The organism is Streptococcus constellatus subsp. constellatus (assembly GCF_023167545.1).
GTDB classification, from domain to species: domain Bacteria; phylum Bacillota; class Bacilli; order Lactobacillales; family Streptococcaceae; genus Streptococcus; species Streptococcus constellatus.
Window position 1 is genome coordinate 1745754 of the sequence record NZ_AP014647.1, and the last position, 23944, is coordinate 1769697.

The 23944-nt window shown below is 36.2% G+C and carries 16 protein-coding genes and 2 pseudogenes; 7 read left to right on the top strand and 11 right to left on the bottom strand.

Translation table 11 applies throughout. The features are described 5' to 3' along the window. Positions 1-68 precede the first annotated feature (68 nt). The 6 genes from SCSC_RS08655 to SCSC_RS08680 form a co-directional block, all read right to left on the bottom strand. Positions 69-563 carry a kinase gene (locus tag SCSC_RS08655; protein ID WP_006270492.1) on the bottom strand — a complete coding sequence of 165 codons (495 nt, stop codon included), beginning with the start codon at positions 561-563 and terminating at the stop codon, positions 69-71. Continuing rightward, positions 564-1001, bottom strand: coding sequence for a CoA-binding protein (locus SCSC_RS08660; RefSeq protein ID WP_006270495.1), 438 nt, complete (start codon positions 999-1001; stop codon positions 564-566). 166 nt (positions 1002-1167) lie between these two features. After that, on the bottom strand, positions 1168-3813 hold the full coding sequence (gene polA / locus SCSC_RS08665; RefSeq protein WP_022524582.1) for a DNA polymerase I: 2646 nt from the start codon (positions 3811-3813) through the stop codon (positions 1168-1170). 61 nt (positions 3814-3874) lie between these two features. Continuing rightward, positions 3875-7456 (bottom strand): nSTAND3 domain-containing NTPase, encoded by a 3582-nt coding sequence (locus SCSC_RS08670; protein ID WP_006270490.1) that lies wholly within the window; start codon positions 7454-7456, stop codon positions 3875-3877. A 234-nt stretch (positions 7457-7690) separates the two neighbouring features. Then, the gene (locus tag SCSC_RS08675) at positions 7691-8458 is read right to left on the bottom strand and encodes a Cof-type HAD-IIB family hydrolase (protein ID WP_006270479.1); all 768 of its coding nucleotides are present in this window, start codon (positions 8456-8458) and stop codon (positions 7691-7693) included. Positions 8459-8460: 2 nt separating this feature from the next. Further along, positions 8461-10155 (bottom strand): PTS transporter subunit EIIC, encoded by a 1695-nt coding sequence (locus SCSC_RS08680; RefSeq protein WP_006270482.1) that lies wholly within the window; start codon positions 10153-10155, stop codon positions 8461-8463. A 163-nt stretch (positions 10156-10318) separates the two neighbouring features. Between SCSC_RS08680 and SCSC_RS08685 the strand changes: the two genes are divergently transcribed. Beyond that, complete coding sequence (locus tag SCSC_RS08685; protein ID WP_003034801.1) at positions 10319-11074, top strand: MurR/RpiR family transcriptional regulator; 756 nt, start codon at positions 10319-10321, stop codon at positions 11072-11074. A 61-nt stretch (positions 11075-11135) separates the two neighbouring features. Here the strand turns inward: SCSC_RS08685 and SCSC_RS08690 are convergent, their stop codons facing one another. From SCSC_RS08690 to SCSC_RS08700, 3 genes are all read right to left on the bottom strand, one after another. Then, complete coding sequence (locus SCSC_RS08690) at positions 11136-12167, bottom strand: sensor histidine kinase (RefSeq protein WP_006270476.1); 1032 nt, start codon at positions 12165-12167, stop codon at positions 11136-11138. A 1-nt stretch (position 12168) separates the two neighbouring features. After that, entirely contained in the window at positions 12169-12855 is a 687-nt protein-coding gene (locus tag SCSC_RS08695; protein WP_006270478.1) for a response regulator transcription factor, read from the bottom strand. A 98-nt stretch (positions 12856-12953) separates the two neighbouring features. Continuing rightward, on the bottom strand, positions 12954-15497 hold the full coding sequence (locus SCSC_RS08700) for an SSURE domain-containing protein (protein ID WP_006270487.1): 2544 nt from the start codon (positions 15495-15497) through the stop codon (positions 12954-12956). Between the two features lie 168 nt (positions 15498-15665). Here SCSC_RS08700 and SCSC_RS08705 point away from each other — a divergent pair, with 168 nt between their 5' ends. The 4 genes from SCSC_RS08705 (at position 15666) to SCSC_RS08720 (ending at position 19938) form a co-directional block, all read left to right on the top strand. Continuing rightward, positions 15666-16202, top strand: a complete 537-nt coding sequence (locus SCSC_RS08705; RefSeq protein WP_037566115.1) for a histidine phosphatase family protein — start codon at positions 15666-15668, stop codon at positions 16200-16202. A gap of 214 nt (positions 16203-16416) precedes the next feature. Continuing rightward, positions 16417-18291: an NTP transferase domain-containing protein gene (locus tag SCSC_RS08710; RefSeq protein WP_006270515.1), complete on the top strand. Its 1875-nt coding sequence runs from the start codon at positions 16417-16419 to the stop codon at positions 18289-18291. Continuing rightward, positions 18275-19198, top strand: coding sequence for a DMT family transporter (locus tag SCSC_RS08715; RefSeq protein WP_006270512.1), 924 nt, complete (start codon positions 18275-18277; stop codon positions 19196-19198). Before SCSC_RS08710 ends, SCSC_RS08715 begins: the two co-directional genes overlap by 17 nt. A gap of 35 nt (positions 19199-19233) precedes the next feature. After that, positions 19234-19938: a sugar phosphate nucleotidyltransferase gene (locus tag SCSC_RS08720; protein ID WP_006270486.1), complete on the top strand. Its 705-nt coding sequence runs from the start codon at positions 19234-19236 to the stop codon at positions 19936-19938. Between the two features lie 57 nt (positions 19939-19995). Here SCSC_RS08720 and SCSC_RS08725 read toward each other — a convergent pair. Continuing rightward, positions 19996-20070: pseudogene (locus tag SCSC_RS08725) on the bottom strand (IS3 family transposase); the annotation flags it as partial. A gap of 179 nt (positions 20071-20249) precedes the next feature. Here SCSC_RS08725 and SCSC_RS08730 point away from each other — a divergent pair. Then, positions 20250-21530 carry a hypothetical protein gene (locus SCSC_RS08730; protein ID WP_006270465.1) on the top strand — a complete coding sequence of 427 codons (1281 nt, stop codon included), beginning with the start codon at positions 20250-20252 and terminating at the stop codon, positions 21528-21530. A gap of 81 nt (positions 21531-21611) precedes the next feature. Here the strand turns inward: SCSC_RS08730 and SCSC_RS08735 are convergent. Next, a pseudogene (locus tag SCSC_RS08735) lies at positions 21612-22196 on the bottom strand (transposase); the annotation flags it as partial. Positions 22197-22653: 457 nt separating this feature from the next. On the opposite strand from SCSC_RS08735, the gene SCSC_RS08740 reads away from it, so the two are divergent. Next, on the top strand, positions 22654-23856 hold the full coding sequence (locus tag SCSC_RS08740) for an IS110 family RNA-guided transposase (RefSeq protein ID WP_006270466.1): 1203 nt from the start codon (positions 22654-22656) through the stop codon (positions 23854-23856). Positions 23857-23944 lie beyond the last annotated feature (88 nt).

A 23944-nucleotide genomic window follows, 5' to 3' on the forward strand; every position in this document is an offset into this window, starting at 1 on the left:
ATAAAGTTAGGAGGTCTTCATTTGATAAACATAGTATAACCAAGTTAACTTAAATCAACCTTAATTTTTTATAACAAATTGATATTTTTTGAAATTTTTTGAAAAGCATCTTCCAGCGAAACCTGATCTGTAAATATCGCTTCCTCCCAACCCAAAAAATCACATTCTTTCCACCAACGTTTCATATCAGCTGGACTAAAGTCTGCTTTCTTGTTCCTCGTTTGGTGACGGCGAACTGTCTCTTCAAACGTTAAATCATAATAGTAAGACAGAACTTTTGAATAAAAGAGAGTATGCAATTTTTCTAGCATTTGCCCATAAATATCTGTTTCATAAAAACCTTCAACGATAACCAACAAATCTCGCTCATAGCCATAGCGGGCGATCGTTTCTGTCAAAGAGATTGATAGATTGCTCGGCTTGACCTTTTCTTTCAGCATATCACGATGAACGATATCTTGTGAGATGAGCAGCGTCTTTCGACCATAGTATTCTTGCAATTTCTTTGCCAAACTCGTTTTTCCTGAACCAGAATTACCTCTGATAATCACCAATGTTGCCATTTATTCTCCAAAAATTAGACGGGTGTGCTCCTGCTTGATACAGCGATCCATGACAATATCATCCCGACCAGCTGCCCGCAGAATCTGCTCCGCTTCTTCATTCTCCAGACCCAACTGCGCCCAGAAAATTGTAGCATCTGCTTCCAGAAAATCACGCGCCACATCTGGCAAAAATTCACTGCGACGATAAATATCTACAATGTCAATAGAAAAAGGAATGTCCTTTAGACTGGCATACACAGTCTCGCCTAGAATTTTCCTACCAGCTGCTCGTGGATTAATCGGAATAATCCGATAGCCTCTCTCTTGCATCTCTTTGGATACACGATGGCTAGTTGCCTCCTCACGATCCGACAAGCCAACAACCGCAATCACCTTGCTATTTTTTAAATACTGTTTGATAACCCCATCGCTGGGATTTTGGAAATGATAGGTCATAAAATTTTCTCCGTAATCTTTCATGTATCGTGAGCCATACCGTCCCTTTTTGAACCAGAAACACAAATATTTTATAAAGTTGATGTATTTGCCTTGAAAGTTTCTGATCTGAACTGAACACAGCTAAAAAATCAGAATGATATAGCTCTTTGGGGGACTTTTGATTCTACTTCGCTTCATACCAGGTTTTGCCAGCACTTTCGTCCGCTTTCAAGGGTACAACAAGTTCAATGGCAGATTCCATGATGTCTTTGACCAGCGTTTTGATAGCGGTCAGTTCGTTTTCAGGTACTTCCAGCACAATTTCGTCATGAACTTGCAGCAACATCCTAGTTTTAAAATTCCTATCTGTCAGAGCTTGATCCAGCCGAATCATAGCAATTTTGAGAATATCAGCTGCACTGCCCTGAATGGGCGAATTGATTGCTGTTCGTTCTGCAAATCCTCGGACATTGAAATTACGAGAATTAATATCTGGAATCTCCCGACGACGGTGGAAGAGAGTTTCTACATAGCCTTTATCTCGAGCCTCTCGTACCACATTTTCCATATAATTCTTAATTCCAGGATAGCGTTCAAAATAAGTATCAATATAAGATTTAGCTTCTTTACGGCTAATCCCCAGATTGTTGGCAAGTCCAAAATCAGAAATCCCGTAAACAACACCAAAGTTGACAGCTTTAGCATTACGGCGATCATTTGGTGTCACATCCTCTGGCTTTTCAATACCAAAAACCCGCATAGCTGTCGAAGTGTGAATATCAGCTCCATGTCTGAATGCTTCAATTAAATGTTCATCACCCGAAATATGCGCCAAAACGCGCAGCTCAATTTGTGAGTAGTCGGAACTGAGCAAGACACTATCCTTCCACTCCGGCACAAAAGCTTTCCGAATTAAGCGTCCTTGCTCCAAACGAATTGGAATATTTTGCAGATTGGGATCCACGCTAGATAGTCTTCCTGTCTGGGTCAAATCTTGAAGATAGCGAGTATGAATCCTTCCGTCTGCTAAAATCCAATCCTGTAGCCCCATGACATAGGTTGATTGAATCTTAGCAATTTGCCGATAGTCCAGAATTTTTTCCACAATTGGCGCGATTGGTGCCAAACGTTCTAAGACATCCACGGCTGTAGAATAGCCCGTTTTGGTTTTCTTCGTGAAAGATGTTGGCAGACCTAATTTTTCAAAGAGAATGCCCCCCAACTGTTTAGGCGAATTGATATTAAACTCTTCCCCTGCTAAGTCATAAATTTCCTGAGTTAGTCGAGCTAAAACTTCCTCATTTTCAGTCTGCATCGTTTGCAATGTTTCGCGCTCTACCTTGATACCAGCAATTTCCATCTTAGCAAGGACAAAAGCTAGCGGCTGCTCCATTTCGTACAGGAGATTAAGTTGATCGTGCTGACGTAGCAAGTCCGTCATAGGTTGTTCTGTTTCAACAAGAACTGTGACTTTTTTGGCTAGATGACTCAATAAAATAGCTTTTTCAGGCAATGCCCGCTTAGCTCCTTTTCCATAAACCACTTCATCTTCAACGAGTCTAGTCTTGCCATAAAGATTAGCAATCGTTGCAATTTCATTGTTATCAACGGTCGAAAGAAGGTACTTAGCTAAACGACTATCAAACGCTGGTTGCGAAAGCTCAATGCCTAAGCGACTGAGTAAGACTTTAGAGCGTTTAAAGTCATAAACCTTCAAGGCTGTATTCCCCAGAAATTCTTTGAAAACCGGCTGCTGCAAAAGACTGATGTCCTGACTGGCATAAATCTGCTGTGAATTTCCCCAAGCAAAGCCAACCATCTCGTCTATGTGGTAATTGTCCCCCAACATTTCAAAGTAGAAAAAACCGTCTGCACTGAGCATTTCTGGACAAACTTCCGTCACTTCTTCAAAAGTAATGTCAGTCGTTTCCTCTGGATCTATCTCTGCTTCTAGCGCTTGCTTAAATTGTTTAAAGCCCATCTCGTCATAGAACTTGCTCAGGGTCTCTATCTGCGGACCCTTATAAACCAAATCATCCAGCCCGATTTCAATCGGAGCCTGAGTGTTAATAGTCACCAAAGTCTTGGACAAGAAGGCTTGTTCCTTGTCATTGATCAGATTTTCCTTCATCTTGGAAGCCTTGAGCTGGTCGATATTTTCATAGAGATTTTCTAGGGAACCATACTCCAAGAGGAGCTTGAGGCCGGTTTTCTCGCCAATCTTGGTCACGCCGGGGATATTGTCCGACTGATCGCCCATCAGCGCCTTAAGGTCAATGAACTGCTCTGGCGTGATACCCATCTTTTCCATGAGGTAGGCTGGGGTAAATTCCTCAAACTCGGCCACGCCTTTCTTGGAAATTTCCACTACGGTATTATCATCCGTCAGCTGAATCAAGTCTTTATCGCCGCTGACAATGGTCACATCGTAAGGCACAGCTGTCTTTTCAGCCATCTTATCCAAGGTTCCGATGATGTCATCTGCCTCGTACTGAGCCAAGTCGTAGTAGCGGATGCCTAAGTAGTCCAGCATTTCTCGGATAAAGGGCAGCTGCTCCCGAAATTCATCCGGTGTCTTGGCCCTACCAGCCTTATAGTCGGCGTACATCTCGGTCCGGAAGGTCGTCTTGCCAGCATCAAAAGCTACCAAGATATGAGTCGGCTGCACGCGCTCCATCAAGTGATTGAGCATGAGATGGAAGCCATAAATGGCATTGGTGTGCAGACCCGATGGACTCTTGAAACGGTCGATTTGATTATAAAGCGCAAAAAAAGCGCGAAAAGCAACGGACGAACCGTCGATTAATAATAACTTGTTCTTTTTTTCCATAGGTTTATTATAACACGAAAGGCGGACAAAGACAGAAAAGGCGATGTGGAAAATAATTTACTTAAAACTCTTTTTCCAATTCTCTTTCAATAGCTTTACGCTTGCCATCTATTAGTTTATCCAAGTATATTAGCAAGTTAATGTAGTCTATATCAGCTTCAAATATTTCTTTGATCTTTTCTAAGAGTTCTTTTTCTAGTTCCAAGACCGGAACGTGACTACCAGTAAATAAATATGAATACGGACTAAAATGTATTTCTTGAAAAGACTTCTTACCAAATTCTTTCGATTTGAGCAGTTTAAATAATAGTAATCTTTGCTTACTATCTTCTATAACTTCTACACCTAGATTGACTAATCTAATTGCAAATTGCTCATTGTTTGTTTCCTCCAGCATTTCTAATATGATCTGACTGTCATTTTTTAGAATATCATCAAGCATATTGTTATAGTAGTAATATGGCCTATTTATTGCAAAGCGGATAAACTTTTTATAAATTTCTTTCTTATCTCTAAATCCATTTATAGTATGTAATACCATGTATCCTAAATTAGAGCTTCCCATTTTTAGCTCATCAATTTTCTTCAATACTTCTACCGCAAAATTAATATCATTTTCTCCTAATTTTTGAAAAAGCTTATAGGTGTGATCCTTACTGCTCCCTAAATTGATTAAATACTGAGACTTTAAATCGTTTTCTCCAATTAGATTTATTAATTTTGGCACCTCTTCTTCTCTTATAAAATCAAAAATAACAAAATTATTATTCACCGCTTTTTGTATTAACAACTCTTTTAAACTAGGATCTTTCAAAATCAATCTCTCAAAATTTAAGATTGTAAAATAACATGGTAAAGAATTAGCTTCTAGAATACTCTTTAATGTTTGTAAATCTTCATTTTTTACTTTTTCAAGTTGAGTTAAATAAGCAAGCTCCCATTCATATTTTTCTAATTCTGGAGAGGATGCAATAACATACCGCATTGAACTTTTCTCAATATTTTCTAAAAAACTAATAGGAGTCCTGTTTTCAAAATGATAGTTTGATTTAAACATAGAATTTAAAAATTTTATCTTATTATCATTTTTTAATAGCAAAAACATATTAAATAGCACCAGTTCAATATTTATATCATTCATAAACAAGCTATTTTTAAATTGATTTGCAAAATTGAAAATATTTTGCAAATTGCTTGAATAGCTATTTGCAATTTGTTGTAGTTTAATTTCAGCATCATCCTCATAAAACCAAGCATGGTTAGGATTTGTTAAATTATTATATATTTTTTGTCTGTCAGAAATTATATAATCATCAAAAACAATCGGTAAGTTTTCTTTCACTTCAGCTTTATGCAAAGCATAGACTATTTTTTCTCCAATCATAGATAAGTTTTTAATGTCATTAAAAAATAATTTCCTAATATTTCTCAAATCTCCAAGGATAATATTACAATGACTTTCTGAATAGGTCAAAATTTTTCTTCTGTAATCATATAGCATTTTCTCAATATAAAATCGAGTTTCATAACTCCCTATATTATACAAATTCGCTAAAAGTTTTAGTATACTTCTATGATACTGTTTTAATTTTTCACTATCTGGGACTTTATAGCGCCCAAATGTAAATGTCTCTTCATGAGCTTCTGTTCTTTCGATTTCAATTTTAAGATACTGCTTCAAAATTGTCACGATTAATTCTTGGTTATAACTTTTTGTCAAATCAAGATTAGCAAGTTCAGAAATGGTATTTTCAGCTAAGGTATAATCAATATATTCTCTTTCTGTAACCAAACCGTAGTTTGCTTCAAGAATACTATAAACCTCAGAAATCTTATTAGGATTTTTATCAAAGTACTTTAACAATAATTGGAGAATTTGACTACAATATTTTGTCCGTGTAGTTACAAATATAATATTTAAAACTGAATCCTCAATAGATTCCTTTTTATCCTTCTGATTAATAAAATTAGTCTTTGTATAAGCCTGAGACTCTATATTATCAATTTTATTTTTAACGTGTGAAATTGCTTCTAAAGGAAGTAATACTCCAAATTGTATTAAAAACTTTTCTTTAAGTTCATCACTTTCAAAATTACTTTCATTGTAATAATATGATTTAACTGCATCAGAAACGCCTTCTAAATCACTCTCTTTCCTAATAAAATTGGAACATTGATTTAGTATTTGAACAACTCTTTGACCGTTTACTGGATATAACTCATGTAAAATTTCTAAAATTGATATTTTCTTATTAATTAAAAACTTGATAACTATATAATCATCTAATGATTGATCTGCTATCTTTACAATTTTGTCGTTATAAATATTACACAACTCTCGCTCATGAAGCTTCTCCACTGCACTCTTAAAGTCAGTATTTGTTATATCAGTTATTTTTAGTAATTTATTGAATTCCTGGTTCTCTTCTAAACTTTCCAGTCTAATCTTTTTTAAGTAAGATAAAATAAATAAAGTCTTTTGTTCTGCATAAATAATGTTGTTTTTATTTAAAATTTCTTCATAGTAATCTTTTAAAATATCAATCTCGTCATTAAAATTAGTCAAATCCCGAGAGCTAGATAACTTCGCTGCAATGACTGCAATACGTGGATTGCTTTTAGATATCGTTTTTATATGTTCTATTTCTTTATTGGTAAAATCGTTTCGAGAGAATTGATTGAGTAATTCCTTAAAATTATCATCTTTTATAAGTTCTGGCTCAATATTATTGTACCCATAAACTTTAATATTATTGATTACATCTTTTTTAGCATAATCACGTACCGTAAGAATAAACTGAATATTACTAGTCGTGTTCAGTAGCCCAAGTGTAGAAATATAATTTTGTGTAGTATTAACATCATCAATAAAAACAATATTTTCTTTGTGTAAATTTAGATTGCGTTTTACATCTTGATAAATGTCTTGATTGTTGCTCTTAACACAAATAATGTTATATTTATTTCGGTCGAGCAAAGAGCAAATTTCAATTGCTAATCTAGTTTTCCCTGTTCCAGGCTTAGCAGATATTAAGAAGATTCGTTTCTCACTTGATTTAATGGTATTTATAATTTCACTTACATCTCCAATATAGTCATTTGATATAGGAGCATTAGTTTTACTCTCATCATGAATTCTTATGAAGTCATTGATAGACCAAACTTGCTCTGTAGATTCACTGATTGATAGATACTCTTTTGCTAAATATTGAAAATCTATCTTTGTAAGATCATTAGCAATTTCATTAATTCCAATCAATTCTAGCTGATAAGGCTCAGCCATTTTTTCTAGATCTTCTTTTTGTTTAATTGTTATATTTGAAGAAGTATGACAACAAATAAGTCTCCCAACTTTATCTTCAGCAATATTTTCCTCTAAAATTTTTTCCTTAACTGACTGAATGTCTCCTTCTAATTTAGATATTACAGACTTATGGGTGCCATACATAATATAAATATATTTACCATCTTCCTCAGCGTAAGAATCTGGAGTCCCTTTAGTTGTTTTATCTGTTCCTTCTTGTGAACCTAATGAAACAATTTTAAAATCGTATTTTCTTCTTAGGTACGCATCACCTAGTTTTTGAAATCTTCCTCCTTCTAACTCTTTTATAGCATTTTCAAATTTATTAACTAAGGTCATGGTCTTCCCTCTTTTAAATTTTTATAATTAATTAGATTATATCATCTATTTGATTAACAAGTATATGTTTTATACAAGACTTGCCGCCTACATTTTGTTTACTAAAATCTCCAACTATCCTATCTTTAGATAAAAACTAAAGAATCTCTCGCCTTCTCCAAAAGAAAAAAGCAGGCAAGACTGACAATAGATCAGTTCTAGTCTGCTTTTGTTTTTTTATTCTAAATTTGAAGCTTATAAACTCAGCAATTGTTCCAAATGCTTGACTGCGTCTGCAAAGCTATCAACGACATAGGTGGCAGCCGCTTGGACATTGGCTGAGGCATGTGTCATACAATAGGAAATATCGGATTTTTCAAACATCGAGATGTCATTTCCAGAGTCGCCAAATGCCACAACTAGTTGATAATGCTTTTTCAAAAGCTGTAAACCACTACCTTTTGAAACATCTTTCGCAGTCACTTCTATGCGAGTGCTCCCTGATTGATAGACTTCTAAGTGGGGGAAATGTTCTTTTAATTCTTTTACATAGACAGACGTTTTCGCTGCTTCTGGACGAATGTTAAACTTGTAAATCTGACGTTGCCGAACCAGATCATAAGGATTTTCCAAGCAAAGAATGGGCATATTCCACAAACGCCGATTGTCCTCATGGTCAAAGTTGCCAATTCTCTCTTCGCCATCAAGTGCATCAAAAACGAGTTTTTCTTTTTTGAGGTAGTCTAACAAGGCCTGTACATCTGCTGATGCCAACTTTTGAGAAAATAATATATTCCCATTTTCAGCAATCATGGCGCCGTTAAATCCGATTGCATAGCTTAAATGAAGCTGATTACGTTGCGTAATGTAGTTGATTTCCTTGACAGAACGACCCGTAGCAATAGCGAAGTCACTGTAACGTGTCAACTTTTGATAAGCTTGCCAGTCTACTGAATTAACATCAACAGAATTTTTCACAAAAGTTCCGTCTAAATCTGTTACACATAAAATCTTATGTGCCATGGCTATTCCTCTAAACCTAGAATGTCTTGGATTTCCATTTTGAGAACATTGGCATAAGCGCCATAGATAGATTGCATTTGCATGCCATTTTCAGCAAAACCAAGTGCTTCATATTGGTTGACAATCGTATCCTTATCCACTAATGATTTATCCTTGACATCAATCCGCAAACGAGTGATACAAGCATTGACATCAACAATATTTTCTGGACCACCGTGGGCTGCAATCAAACCGAGAGCCTGTTGGTGCGTTTTTTCTTGCTTGCTAAGTTCTTTCCCTTCAGATTTTTCTGGAATAGGTGCTGTATCCTGCGGAGCTGCTTGACCGACATTTTGAATCTTCAAGCCATATTTACCACGCGCTTCTTGCTTACTTGCCAACTTGACTTCATCCGTATCTTCTCGACCTGGAGTCTTAAAGTTGAATTTCAAAATCATAAATTTAAAAACATAATAATAAAGGAAGAAATAAGGGATACCTACTAAGAAGACGAGCCACCAGTGCGTTTTAGGTCCTTGCAACACACCGTAGATTACAAGGTTAATGAAACCATGTCCAGTAGGAGTTGCTACACCAGCACCCAGCATGTGCATAACAAACAAAGCAGAACCTGCCAAAACAGCGTGCACAGCGTAAAGCATTGGTGCCACAAAAAGGAAAGTAAATTCGATTGGCTCTGTAATACCAGTCAAGAATGAAGTTCCGGCTGCTGCAAAGAGAAGCGAACCTGCTACTTTACGTTTTTCTGGAGAAGCTGTCTTGTACATAGCATAAGCAGCACCAGAAAGACCGAACATGAAGTAAACAAACTTACCACCATTGAAACGCGTAATAGATGGGTCAATAGACTTGATTGAAGAATCCGCTAAAGAAGCAAGGTAGGCATTGACCGTACCAACGACATGGTTACCACCAATTGTCCATGAGCCACCAAGCTCTGTCGTACGGACCGGCCAGTTGAGACCATGGTGCAAACCAAACGGCAAGAGAGCCCGCTCAATCAATCCATATAAGAAAGTGCCAATCGGGCCTGACTTCAAAACGAGGATAGACACTGCGCTAATGCCTGCTTGAATAGTCGGCCAAATAAAGAAGATTGCAACGGCTACAAAGGACATCGCCACCATAGTGACAATTGGTACGAAACGAGGTCCACTGAAGAAACCAATCATGGTTGGCAATTCTTGTTTCACAGCCCATTTGTGAATGAAGTAAACAGAAACCCCAACGATAATCCCTCCAAACACACTGAGGTCCATGGTTTGAATTCCTAGAACCTTTGTCTGCATGGCATTTGATAAAGCTAGCTTAGCTGCACCGCTTGATAAGTTAGCAGTATTGACTAGCCTTCCACTGATTTTCAATAAGAAATTCAAAACATTGTGCAAAACAAGAAAACCTAACAAACCAGATAAAGCTGCCGACCCTTTTTCCCGTTTTGCAAGACCAACTGAAACTCCGACTGCAAAAATAACAGGCAAGTTGCTAAAAGCTGTACCACCAAGCGCAATGAAAAATTTCATGACAAATTGAAAAACTGCATTGTTCAAAAATGGGAACATCTTGAGTGTGTTTTCATTGGTAAAAGCTGTACCAATACCTTGAATAATCCCTGCACCGGGCAGTACCGAAACAGGGAGTAAGAATGAGCGTCCAAATTGCTCAAAGGCAGAGATAAATTTATTCTTCTCTTTCATTTTTTTTGCTCCTTGTATTTTTCTGTTTTCATTTTAACAAAAATAAACGTGAAAACGTTTTTTTAGAAAGAAGTTTCTATCTTGCATAATTTTGACTATTTCGGTAAAATTTTACTAAGTAGAAAACGTTTTTCTAAAAACAAGGTTTTAGAAAAGAGGCTTTATGTTTCTAAAAAATTTAAAACAACACTATGATCGATTGTCTGTAAATGAGCAGGAAGTCATTGACTACCTCATGCGTCAGAAAGAAGTAGAGACAATCACATTAAAGACCATTGCAAACGAACTTTTTATTTCCTCTTCCACTGTCATTCGTGCTTGTAAAAAATTAGGCTATCAAACTTATAATGAATTACGCTATGATTTACGCTTATCAAAAGAACTAAAAAAAGAGCAAGCCAAGTCTGAACGAACTTCTTTTGAGCAATTAAAAGAACAGGTACAAGTCGAATTTGAACACACCGTATCCATCTTGTCTGAACAAGATTTTCAGATTTTTGCGGCTAAAATTCTTTCAGCTAGAAGGATCTTCTGCATCGGAGTAGGATCTAGTTACATGCCTATGAGTGATTTTAACCGAAAACTCAAACTTATCAATATTTGGTCCAATGATTACTTTGAGCAATACAGCATTGACCGGATTAAAGACATTGCTACACCAAAAGATGTGATTATCGTCTTTTCACTCGGTGGCAGCAATAAAGACGTCAACCACAGTATCTTACAGGCAAAAGAACAAGGGGCAACTGTTCTTACAATCACCACTTTAGGAAACCATCTTCTCGCTAAAATCAGCGATCACATGATTTTTGTCTATGATGCACCAAAAAAACGCGAAAAATTGCGTTCGCGTTTAATGTTCAATTTAGTTGGAAATCTTCTCTTTGAAGTCATTCTAGCTGAGCAACAAACAAACTAATAAAAACAAAGAGTGAGATAAACCGGAAATGTTCATTTTTCTAGTCTATCTCATTTTCATTTTATAAATCTAATACAAGCGAAAAACTACTACCTTGTCCATACTCACTTTGCACGAAAATATCACCACCCAATTGGCGTGCCAATTCACGTGCGATATAAAGCCCTAGACCGTGCCCGCCTGTTTTCATATTGCGCGAGCTTTCCACTCGATAAAGGCGCCTGAAAATCTTGTCTAAATCTTCTGGTTTGATGCCCTGTCCTTCATCCGTAACACTGACAGTCAAACGCTGACTTTCGACAACTGCATCAATACTTAACTTTGTTCCTGCCTCTGAATACTTAAAGGCATTGCTGACAAGATTGAGAATAATTCGTGATAACTTGTCATAGTTGCTAATGATCTTTGCCGATGCTGGCTGCACAGAAATTTGAATATCTCTCTCCTCTTTATCAATAGCCAGCTGAAATTCTGACATAATATCAATCAGTAGCTTATCCAGAAAAATCTCTTCTTTTTCAAGCGGCGCATTTGGCTGATTCATTGTATTCAGGGTAATGAAACTCAATTCTTCCACTAGTTTATTCAAGCGATCAGTCTGGCGACTGATAGTTTTTAGATAATGTCGCTGCTCATCTGCTGCAATCACACCGTCTAGCATTCCTTCCACGCTTGCCTGAATGGAAGTTAAAGGAGTCTTGATATCATGCGATAGTTGTGCAATCATCAAACCCTTTTCCTTCTCACTTTCTTCCAACGAAGTAAAGGTACTTTGCAAGTGTCTTGACATATTATTAAAGGCATCTGCCAGCTCTTTAAATTCAGTTGGATTTTTTATATCATTTACTGTTGCAAACTTCTTGTCAGAAATTCCTTTTATGAGCTGTTTTAATTTATCCAAAGAGAGAAAGACACGGCTCAACAGCAAAAGGCTAACCAATGCCCCTGTAATACTAGCCAGAATGCTAATACCAATAATAAAATAAATATCACTTTTTGAAATCAGCATGGTGTTGACAGACCAGATGATTGCAACAACCGTGATCGTTGTGGAAATGAGGTATCCCACAATAATAAAGTGTTTTAATTTCATTTTAAACCTCTATCTTATACCCTAAACCCCAGACGGTCTTAATCGTGGGCGTTTTTTCAGTACTGAACTTAGCTAAATCCTGCCGCAGAGCATGAATGTGTACGTTTAGCGTATTGGTGTCATCCACAAAATCTTCTCGCCAAACTTTTTCGTATAATTCTGTCTTTGAAAATACACGCTGAGGATTACTAGCAAGAATCCATAGTAGTTCAAACGATTTAAGGGTCATTATCAATAGTTGTCCGTGAACTGTCACTTTGCGTGTTTCATAATTTATCTCTAAATCTCCTAGTTGGAGTTTTTCATCTGCTCCCGCACTACGGTGAATGCGACGTAGGATATTATTGACTCGTAAAACCAATTCCCGCGGACTAAAAGGCTTGGTAATAAAATCATCCGCGCCCATACTGAGAGAATAAATCTTATCTGGCTCAGATGTTTTAGCCGTGATAAAAAGGAAAGGCTGGTCTGGAGCAAGATATTGTATTTCCCCAATCAGATCATAGCCATCCATATTAGGCATCATAATATCTGTAATTATCAAATCAATTGAATATTTCTGAAACAACTCTAAAGCTTCTTGTCCATCATGCGCCACATTGACTTCATAACCTGCCTGTGTTAAATAACGCTTGTTAATCTCGGTAATCTCTACTTCATCATCTACTAACAAAATTCTCTTTGTCATATCCTTACCTCTACTGTGAAAAATAGTGTTATACCATGAAAAAGTATAACACTATTCCTATACTTGATTCAAGCATTATCGCTCACAAAGTGCGAGGCTTATTTCTTTTCTCTGCGTTTTATTCCGACAAGTGCTAGAATAGCTGCTGAGCTTAATCCAAGAAGCCCTAGAACTGTCAAACCAAGAGAAGATTTTTGACCTGTATTAGGAAGCGATTTTTTACTTGCCTTAGCTTGTCCACCTTTTGAAGATGTCGCAGAAGGTGTTCCGCCTTTATTTGAATGCTCGTTTCCATCATGTTCTGCTTTTTTGCCCTGGTCTTGTGTTTGACCATTTTGACCTGGTTGTGATTTTTCTGGCTTAGCTTCTGCTTTCTTTTCACCTTTTAGGTTAATTGTGACAGATTTGGTTGCAATGACATTGCTTAAGTCAGCCTTGCCATCTTTTGCACCATAGACTGTAACAGTTGCTTTATACGAATGTGTTCCATTGGCTTTTAACTGTTCTAACAGAGCTTTGTCTTGTTTACCTGCAGCATTACCGTCCAATGAAACTTGGTAGAAATATTGGCCTTTGCCTAAGCCCGCTAGTGGCAATAGACCTGGATGCTTTGCCTTACCGTTATCAGACCATGGTGCTCCATTTGAGGATTTGAGTAAAAGACGTGTTAACATCCCATCTCCACCAAAGAGTTCATACGGAATCACTTGGTTGACACCGGCTGTAAATGGTCCAGGAAAGACTGCATTTTTCAAGTAGCTTGCTGGAACATCAATCTTATCTTTGATATTTTCTGAAACAGATTTCTTGATTTGATCTGCTGTTGTTGTGCCATTTAAGTTCAATTTTACTTGACGAGTCGCAATTACATTGTTCAAATCAGCCTTGCCATCTTTTGCACCGTAAACTTTAACAGTTGCAGTATAAGTATGAGTTCCGTTGGCTTTTAGTTGATCTAAAAGTGCTTTGCCTTGTTTGCCTGCAGCATTACCGTCCAATGAAACTTGGTAGAAATATTGGCCTTTGCCTAAGCCTGCTAGTGGCAATAGACCTGGATGATTCGCTGAGCCATTATCTGACCATGGTGCTCCGTTTGATGATTTGAGCAGAAGACGAGTCAACATGCCATCACCACCAAAGAGTTCATACGGAATCACTTCATTCACACCAGCTGTAAATGGTCCAGGATGGTTCGCATTCTGTAAGAAGGACGCTGGAACATCTGTACTTTCTTTAATGTTTTCTAAGACGGATTTCTTAATTTGGTCCGCTGTTGTTGTGCCATTTAAGTTCAATTTTACTTGACGAGTCGCAATCACATTGTTCAAATCAGCCTTGCCATCTTTGGTTGCACCGTAAACCTTAACAGTCGCAGTGTAAGTATGAGTGCCGTTGGCTTTTAGTTGATCTAAAAGTGCCTTACCTTGTTTGCCTGCTGCATTGCCATCCAATGAAACTTGGTAGAAATATTTGCCCTTTGGAATGCCTGCAAACGGAGGCAAGCCTGCATGATTTGCTGTGCCATTATCTGACCATGGCGCTCCATTTGAGGATTTGAGTAGAAGACGCGTCAACATGCCATCACCACCAAAGAGTTCATACGGAATCACTTCATTCACACCAGCTGTAAATGGACCAGGATGGTTCGCATTTTGTAAGAAGGACGCTGGGACATCCGTACTTTCTTTAATATTTTCTGAAATAGATTTCTTCGCTTGTTCTAATGAAGGATCTGCTTTAGATTTCAAACTATTAAGGTTAATCGTCACTTGACGAGTCGCAATCACATTGCTCAAGTCAACTTTACCATCTTTTGAACCATAAACTGTTACGGTAGCGGTGTAACTTTGTGTACCGTTCGCTTTCAATTGATCCAACAATTCTTTATTTTGCTTGCCTGCTGCATTTCCTCCAAGTGATACCTGATAAAAATACTTACCCTTCGGAATGTTAGCAAAAGGAGGCAAGCTTGCATGATTTGCTGTGCCATTATCTGACCATGGTGCTCCATTTGAGGATTTGAGTAGAAGACGTGTTAACATCCCATCTCCACCAAAAAGTTCATACGGAATTACTTGGTTCACACCTGCTGTAAAAGGTCCTGGATAAGTAGCATTATCAAGGTAAGAGGCAGGAACATTGATATTACTTTTAATATTATCTAAAACTGATTTTTTCGCTTGATCCAATGAAGAATCCTTCTCTTCCTTTGAAGTAGCTTCTTTTACTACTTTTTCAGTTGCTTTTTGAATTTCCTTAGCAGCCTCTGCAATCGTTTTGCCAACTTTGTTTTCTTTTGTAACTTCTTGCTTTTCTTGAACTTTCTTATCTGGTGCTTGATTTGTTTTTCCAGCTAATTCTTGTGAAGGCTTCGTTGTATCTGGCGTTGCTTGCTTTCCAGCCGTTGCTTTTTCAGTTTGCTTTGTATTAGCATCTACTATCGGCTTTTGCAAATCTGTCGAACTATTTGAAGGGGTTGTTGTCACCACCTTGTTTTGCGAACCAACTTGTGCATTTACAGGATTACTAATGAGAATAAAGAATCCGCTTGTCACAACAACCGAAGCTACACCCACACTCAGGCGGCGAATAGACCATTTGGTATATCTTTCATGATTTGGACGATGATTTTTGGCAACCATATTATTACTCCTTTAATTTATTTTTAATGGTTGACTAAAGTATACCAAGCCCCTATTAACCATCCGTAAGGAAAAGTTAAAATTTTTCTTAAATAGGAGTTATTATTTCATTATGTTAAAAAAATAATGAACTATCAACAACATTTCTTTTTTGATACAATATTATTTATGAAAAACACATATTACTTAATCCGCCATGCACATTCTATTTATAGCCCCGACGAATGGAGTCGTCCTTTATCACAAAAAGGACAAGCTTCTCTTTCGCAATTAAACATGTTAGAAAGCAAACCTATTTCTGCTATTTATTCCAGCCCCTACAAGCGGGCAATTGAAACCGTTGAGCCTTTGGCTCAAACATTGGGACTTTCTATTCAGCTGGACAAACGCCTGATTGAACGAAAATTAAGCAGTCAAAGTATTTCCGACCAAGCATTTGAAGCTACTCTGAAACAACTTTGGAAAAATCCTGCTATTTCTCTACCAGGCGGTGAATCCAATCTCACAGCTCAAAAACGAGTCCTGTCTTTTCTACAAGACTTAGAAAAACTGCATCAAAACGAACACATTATCATTAGCTCACACGGAAATCTGGTTTGTATCCTACTCAACTATTTTGATGATACCATCAATTATAACTTTTGGAAACAACTGCCTATGCCGGCTGTTTTAGTATTGAAGGATGATAAAATTTACTTGCAATGAAATTTAAGCCTATTTTATTTTCTATAAATAATTACATGTTTTTACTAGTGAAATTCTTAAATCAGATAAAAAGGATTTAAGAATTTTTATTTTACAAATATATTCTTTCACCACTGCTTTCTGGTATATTTTTTCCAAATTAATAAAAGTATTGACAAAAGTTTAAAATAAGATTACAATATAATTGTTCAAAAAATGAACAAAGGAGTGCGCCATGAATGACTTGTTTACTGTTTTATACGAACTCAATCAAAATAGATACTTGTCTCAACGAGAAATATCAGATAAAACTAATATTTCTCTGGGAAAAATTAACAATATCCTTAAATTATTAGAAGAAGAAAACTACTTGTTAATCGAAAAGAGAAAAAAGAATATTTATCATTTGACTGAAGCTGGCTTACAGCTATTGGAACGTTTCTTAAGAGAAGAACAGCAAAAAAAAATTTCATTGAGCAATGATAAAAAAGTTATCACGAATGCTGTCATCCTATTAGCTGGACAAGCACAAGAAATTAATATTCCTGTTGGATTACTACCTCTAGATAATGAAACCATTTTAGATAGAAGTATTCAATTATTGATTTCATCAGGTATTACCAATATCGTATTAGTTGTAGGTTTTGCCAAAGAAATGCTAATTCCGATTGAAAAAAAATATCCTCAGATACACATAGTTGTTAATCAACAATTTAAAACGACCGGAACAATGGCCTCTTTAGCAAAAGCAAAATCCTTTATAAATGATGATTTTTTACTGATTGAAGGAGATCTAGTATTTGAAGAACGTGGCTTGACACGACTTCTTCATTCTAACGATACTAGCAGTGTTTTAATTACTAGTGTCCGAGAAAATTATGATGAAGCTATGGTTGAAATTCAAGGAGAACAAATTTCTAAGATAAGCAAAGATATCCATCAATTTAATCATATTGATGGAGAGATGATTGGAATGTCTAAATTCTCTTTTCCTTTTTTTGAAAAAATGTTAACTATTTTTTCAAAAAATGAAAATCCTCTTGTTAATTATGAGTATATCATGATGGATGTTGCTAGAGATTATCGTTTAGGATATGTCCGCGTAGATGATTTTATCTGGGGAGAAATTGATGATCAATCACAGATAAAATCTGTCACACAAATCATTTACCCACGCATTCTTCAAAAAGAAAAACGATTAGAAATTGACACTGTTCGCACGTTCATAAAAGATAAACTAGATGTTACAGATAAAGATATTGATTTATTAGAAAGTGCCGGTGGCATGACCAATAAAAATTATAAGGTCATTCTAAATGGACAATCCTTTATCGTCCGAATTGCTGGAAATGGGACCGATCGCTTTATTGATCGTACAGCTGAAAAAGAAAACAGCATCATTGCTCAAATTTTGGGACTTGATGTCGAGACAACTTATTTTGATGCTGAAACAGGAACTAAAATTAGTCAATTTATCACAGGTGCAGAAACACTGAATCCAGTAACAGCGGCTTATCCTAAAAATATGGAATTAACAACTAATTTACTGAGAAAACTACATCATTCTGGTTTAGAGTTCAGTAATGAATTTAATGTATTTAGAGAAATTGAAAAATATGAGCATTTAGCAGATGAAATGGCTGCCACTTATTATGAAGGATACCAGGTCTTACGACCTCTCGTTTTATCCTTGGAAAAAGATTTATTAAAAATGGGAATTGAAAAAAAACCATGCCATATTGATACTGTACCAGAAAATTTTGTTAAAGATAATCAAGGAAAAACTTTTTTAATTGACTGGGAATACTCTGGAATGAATGACCCTGTATGGGACTTAGCGAACCATAGTATTGAATGTAATTTTACAAATGCTCAGGAGCAACAGTTACTAGAAACTTACTATCAAACCAAAGAACTTCCTCCACTGATTGAATTAAAAGTTCTTGCTTATAAAATTTGTTCTGATTTTGTCTGGTCAGCTTGGACAATTTTTAAAGAAAGTAGAGGCGATAACTTTGGTAGTTATGGAAAAGACCGTCTGGAGCGCGCTTGGAAAAATATGACCTTGTATCAAGAAAAAAGAGAGGATTATCATGAACTCTTATCGTAAAGGAATTTTCAGTGGTTTATTATCGGGACTACTATGGGGAGCAGATACAGCCTTTAATGGATGGGTGTTACTCGCCGTTCCATTTTCATTGGTTGACAAACGTTTAGTGGCTGCATCGTTACTTCTAGCTTTTTTCCATGATCTATTTTCTGCTTTATATTTAACACTTTTGCAGGGTATAAAAGGTGAACTACGAACGACTATTTCAAAATTCAAACTCAAAAGTGCTTTATTTGTAATGTTTGCTGCTTTATTTGGCGGTCCTATTGGCATGCGTGCTTATTTATATGCCATTGATACAATTGGAGCTGGATATACTGCAAGTATCTCCGCTCTATATCCAGTTGTAGCTGCCGTTTTAGGAGCTCTATTTTTAAAGGATTATTTAACCAAAAAAGGGTGGATAGGACTGCTTCTATCTGTACTAGCTATCAGTATATTAGGATATTCTCAGCTTAACTCTTTAAATGAACAAGCAGTTTGGGGTTTCATCGCGGCCTGTATTTGTGCTGGCGGTTGGGCATCAGAAAGCGTTATTTGCGCCTATGGTATGAAAGATGATATTACTCCAAAAGAAGCACTGTTCATACGGCAATGGGTATCCAGTATCGTTTACTTTTTCTTTATCGTTTTTGAAGGACATGCTTTGTTTAATTTTTACAGCGTATTAAGTCGTCCTATTACTTTTGCTATCATCGCTTTAGCGCTTATCGGTACTACATCCTACCTTTTCTACTATCAAGCTATTGATACAATCGGACCCGTCAAAGCAACAGGAATGAATGTCACCTACTCCATCTGGGCTATTATTTTTAGTATCTTACTAATTGGTGGACATTTTGACATAAAGTTGATTTTATGTAGTATCATGATTATCATCGGTACTCTTTTCATCTCAAAAGAGTGAACCATAACATTGTATAAATCAGAAAGTAGGTTATTATGAGAGCTATTATTTTAGCTGCTGGCATGGGAACTCGTCTCCGACCAATTACTCTAACGACTCCCAAATCTTTAATCAAGATAGGAAACGAAACCTTGATTGAACGACAAATCCATTTCTTACGAGAAAAAGGCATAGATGAAATTATTATTGTTACAGGTCACTTAGCCGAAAAATTTGAATTTTTAAAAGATAAATATCAAGTAACTTTAGTACATAATGACAAATATGCTATTTATAACAATTTTTATACAATGTATTTAGTCAAACAGTATCTATCAAATACTTATGTTATTGATGCCGATAATTATTTAGTTGATAATTTTTTGTCAAACAATCTAGAAACTTCTACTTATTTTTCTGCTTATAAAACAAATTTTAAGCAAGAATGGGTTCTTCACACCAATAGTGATTCTTTTGTGACAGATATCACTATTGAAGATGGAGAAGGACCTATTATATGCGGAGTTTCCTATTGGAATTCTACAGATGGTGCTTTATTACAAGAAGCAATTGAAAAAAAATTTGAGTTAGGAAATTATGCAGATATTTATTGGGATAATATCGTTCTAGAGCAGCTCCCTAACTTAAACGTTAAAATCCAATCTATTTCCCATAACAGTATTTTTGAAATTGATAGTCTAGAAGATTTGCAACATCTACATAATGTATTAGGATACTCCCAATATCAAAGTGATAAATAACGAATTCTTACAGAAAAAGAAGCAGAAAACTGTGTGCTGACTCCAAAATAATTGTTGAAAGGATTTGGTTTTGTATTGAACAGGACTCAATCCTTTTAATTTTGTTTTGATTCGCTTGTGATTGTAAGAATCAGCCTTAAAATAATAGTCATCATCTAAACGCATTCTCTTTACCAAACAACTATAAATTTGATTAAAAATTCTCTTCTTAGTTAAATATAATTTTTACATATAACTTACAAGAAATACAAAAAACAAATTGAAACACATGATATAATAAATTATATTATAAATTTAAAGGAAATATTACTATGTCTAAAATGAAAAAAGCTACACTTATTATTGGTGGAGTCAGTTTGGCATTTTTAATGTCAGCGACTCCTGCATCAGCAATCACATCTCCAAATACTGCAGAGTTGGTACAACATAAACAGAACAATATAAATAAAGATATCACTATCAAAGTTTGGAAAACAGAAGATGAAGTTAAGTCTGGAAAGCCTTTATTTACTTATAGAACAACATTCAAAGGACAATTAGGGCAAAATTATATCTCTGAAATTTTAAAAAATATGAAAGATGATATCCTATCCAAAAAATTGTTACGCTCTTATGGATATAGTGCAGAAACTAAAGATTTTCACTTTTTTCTTACTGATCTAGGTGGTTTAAACGTCGGAGATAGTGAGCGTACCCCTTATAAAATCGAAATAAAAACAAATAAGGACGGTACAAAATATCAAGAAGTGAGTTACACTCCCCCTACAACAACTCCTCACTATTATTATACTGATAAAACGGGGAAAGAAGTAAGTGGCAAAACCGTAGTCTCTCCAGACGATGCCGTCTATGATACCTATCTTAATAAAAAATCTACTCTATTAATCAAGGATGGTAATTTTGCAGGACCTACTTCAATTTTAAAAGAAAATCAACAAAAAGTTTTCAATATTAAGCATGGGAAAGACTTCTCAGTCTATTTAGGGTATGGAAAAGATGTTCAAATAGACTGGGATCAGGTTCGAAAACAGCTACCAGACGGTTTAACGGTTACGAAAACTGATAGCCCACAAATAATTAAAATAACCGGCTCTCCTAAAAAAGTAGGAAACTACACTATTCCAATTACACTAAGATTACCGAAAAAAAATAAAGTTACCGAAAATACTACTGTCAAACTCGTTTTCAATATTCAAGGAAAAAAGAATAGTTGGGGACAGGATGCTAAAGGTGATTGGTTCTACTACAAAGCTGATGGCACTCTAGCGAAAAATCAATGGATTGACAATACCTATTGGGTCGGGCAAGATGGAAAAATGGCGAGAAATTCTTGGGTTGACAATGGTAAATACTATGTAGGAGCTGACGGTAAATGGGTGAAAGACGCTCATAAACCTGGCTGGCATAAAGATGCCAAAGGTGATTGGTTCTACTACAAAGCAGACGGCACCCCAGCGAAAAACCAATGGATTGACAATACCTATTGGGTCGGGCAAGATGGAAAAATGGCGAGAAATTCTTGGGTTGACAACGGAAAATACTATGTAGGAGCTGACGGTAAATGGGTTCCTAATTATTCTAAAAAGTCTTAATTGAATCATAAATTCGCTTTAAATCATAACCCCAAATCGTTAGCTTTAGGCTCTTTATCAACTGTGGTGGGTGAGGAAAAGCTAACATCGAGAAAGGACCATATTGGTCTTTTCTTTTTTAATGTTTAGCATGATGAAAACAGGCTTCTTAAAGTTTAAAAAATTTCTAAAGCCGAACCCCTAACACTTGATATCTTTAATAAGCTTGTTTGTAACTTCAAGTTTGGAGTTCAAATAATCTGATTCTAGTGCGCTTGTGATGTATTGTTTATGCTTAAGAAAAGTTTTAAAAACAATCTGAAAACAAGAATTGATGACAGCTAAGTTGTTATGGATTAGCTCAAAAAACTCAGCCACCCTCTTCTCTTAAAAGTGAAAAAGCAAAAATTGATAGAGATTATAGTAATTGGTGATCTCGTTTGAGAATCCTAGTGTTTTCTTAATAAATTCGTATGGCGACAAGGTTTGACGGGAAGTCCCTGAATAGAAGGTATTGTGTGATAGTTTTCGACTGTCCTTTTGAAAGAGTCGCTAGTAATTCTTTAGGGATCGATAAGACAATGATTTTTTGTCATACTGATTCATGATGGCAATGCATGTCTTCAAGAATGTCCGACCTAGATGCTGGATAATCCAGTTTTTCTTGAATCTCAATGTGAGTATTTTTTTCAAAAACGAATGAAATAGTCATATTAGAGTCTTTAATTCCGATTAATTCTGTGGTATTCTTAATAAGTTTCACGAGCAGCTTTCTAGTGTATTATGTGGTGCTTTCATTATAATTCTTATGAGACTTTTTATGTGCACTCAAAAAGCTCTATAATTTCTGTAGTGGGTAACTCCACCGCAGGGATTATGGAGCTTATTCTGTTGTAGAAAACATACTAAGATTAGTAGTGAAGAAATCTCCGACGGGAGAGAGTACTCACTACTTTTTCTTTATGTTAAAGTAGTGGTGTCTTGTAAAGTCGTAGGGCTCTATGGCGCTAGACGTCGCTTGACAAACTGGCAAGACACCTTGTTTTAGGTGGAGTTTGATCAAAGTATGTGGGACGCTAAACGTCGCGTATTGAAAATAAAATCACTAAAACATGGAATTATTCAAGACAAAAGAGGTAATGTCATGCGTGCAGTATTTGGAATTGATGTAAGTAAAACAAGTTCTGAGGTGGCAATTTTAGTCAACGGTGAGAAGGTTCATGGCTACTCCATACTCAATGATGCCATTGGATTCAATCGCCTGTTGGGGGACTTGAAAACTGTTCATAACCCTGAGATTATATTTGAGGCCACAGGCGTCTATTCTCGACGTCTTCAGGCTTTTCTTGAGGAATGTGGTTACGCTTATACACGGCTAAATCCACTGGAAGCTAAGAAGCAATTGGACAGTCTGCGAGTTCGTAAAACAGATAAAATTGACGCTGAAAAGTTGGCTAAATCTCAGCTTGTGCACAATCGTAAACCAACTTACGTGCAGGAAGAAGTTTATCAACACCTGCGTGATTTAAGCCGTTTCTATCAAAATATGACTGAAGATCTTGTTCGAGCTAAAAACCGTCTGCACAAGGTTCTACAAGTTACCTTTCCTGAATTGGAAAATCTCTTATCCACACCAACTGGAGAGCAATATTGGAACTTAGTGATGGCTTTTCCATGTAAAGAGTTTGTATTAAGCCTATCTCAAAGTGACTTGTATGAGATTATCCGTCAATCTACCTCCAAACGCATCTCTGAAAAGCGTATTGCTTACCTGACTGATAAACTTATAAAACTCGCTAAACAATCTTTTTGTGCGGTCAAGAAAACCTCTCCAATGCTTGAAGAGGTTCGTTACTATGCTCAAGAATTGCTTCGTCTTTCTGAACGCAGACAAGTTGTCTTAAACGACATGATAGCTCTAGCTCAGCCTTTACCAGAGTATGACATCTTACGGTCAATTCCTGGCATCTCAGAAACCACAGCGACATCTATCATTGGCGAATTGGGAGATATTCGTCGATTTCACTCTGCCAATCAAATCAACGCTTTTATTGGCATTGACCTGAGACACTACAAATCTGGAAACTTTCTGGCTCAAGAACACATCACTAAACGAGGTAATCCCCATGCCAGAAAAATCTTGTTCAAGTGCATTCACAACATCGCTTCAGCTAGTCATACCAATCCCTGCCATATCGCTGACTTTTATGAGAAACGAAAAAGACAATCAACAATAGCTTCAACTAAGCCACATACGATTGCCTCTATACATCGTCTCATTCGAACAATGTATTACCTCATTACGCATAACAAACTTTACGATTATTCTTTGACCCAAAATCGATAAGGCTGTCTATGCCGTATTATTGTAACACCTTGTTTCAAAAAATACCAGATGAGGTGTTTTTTAGCATGCCCTTTTATGGATCAAAAAG

Bases quoted from the DNA above. Each gene is read 5' to 3' on its own strand.
- SCSC_RS08655 (WP_006270492.1), bottom strand. From the start codon at position 563: ATGGCAACATTGGTGATTATCAGAGGTAATTCTGGTTCAGGAAAAACG.
- SCSC_RS08670 (WP_006270490.1), bottom strand. From the start codon at position 7,456: ATGACCTTAGTTAATAAATTTGAAAATGCTATAAAAGAGTTAGAAGGA.
- SCSC_RS08710 (WP_006270515.1), top strand. From the start codon at position 16,417: ATGAATGACTTGTTTACTGTTTTATACGAACTCAATCAAAATAGATAC.
- SCSC_RS08660 (WP_006270495.1), bottom strand. From the start codon at position 1,001: ATGACCTATCATTTCCAAAATCCCAGCGATGGGGTTATCAAACAGTAT.
- SCSC_RS08700 (WP_006270487.1), bottom strand. From the start codon at position 15,497: ATGGTTGCCAAAAATCATCGTCCAAATCATGAAAGATATACCAAATGG.
- SCSC_RS08675 (WP_006270479.1), bottom strand. From the start codon at position 8,458: ATGGCACATAAGATTTTATGTGTAACAGATTTAGACGGAACTTTTGTG.
- SCSC_RS08680 (WP_006270482.1), bottom strand. From the start codon at position 10,155: ATGAAAGAGAAGAATAAATTTATCTCTGCCTTTGAGCAATTTGGACGC.
- polA (WP_022524582.1), bottom strand. From the start codon at position 3,813: ATGGAAAAAAAGAACAAGTTATTATTAATCGACGGTTCGTCCGTTGCT.
- SCSC_RS08695 (WP_006270478.1), bottom strand. From the start codon at position 12,855: ATGACAAAGAGAATTTTGTTAGTAGATGATGAAGTAGAGATTACCGAG.
- SCSC_RS08715 (WP_006270512.1), top strand. From the start codon at position 18,275: ATGAACTCTTATCGTAAAGGAATTTTCAGTGGTTTATTATCGGGACTA.
- SCSC_RS08685 (WP_003034801.1), top strand. From the start codon at position 10,319: ATGTTTCTAAAAAATTTAAAACAACACTATGATCGATTGTCTGTAAAT.
- SCSC_RS08730 (WP_006270465.1), top strand. From the start codon at position 20,250: ATGTCTAAAATGAAAAAAGCTACACTTATTATTGGTGGAGTCAGTTTG.
- SCSC_RS08705 (WP_037566115.1), top strand. From the start codon at position 15,666: ATGAAAAACACATATTACTTAATCCGCCATGCACATTCTATTTATAGC.
- SCSC_RS08740 (WP_006270466.1), top strand. From the start codon at position 22,654: ATGCGTGCAGTATTTGGAATTGATGTAAGTAAAACAAGTTCTGAGGTG.
- SCSC_RS08690 (WP_006270476.1), bottom strand. From the start codon at position 12,167: ATGAAATTAAAACACTTTATTATTGTGGGATACCTCATTTCCACAACG.
- SCSC_RS08720 (WP_006270486.1), top strand. From the start codon at position 19,234: ATGAGAGCTATTATTTTAGCTGCTGGCATGGGAACTCGTCTCCGACCA.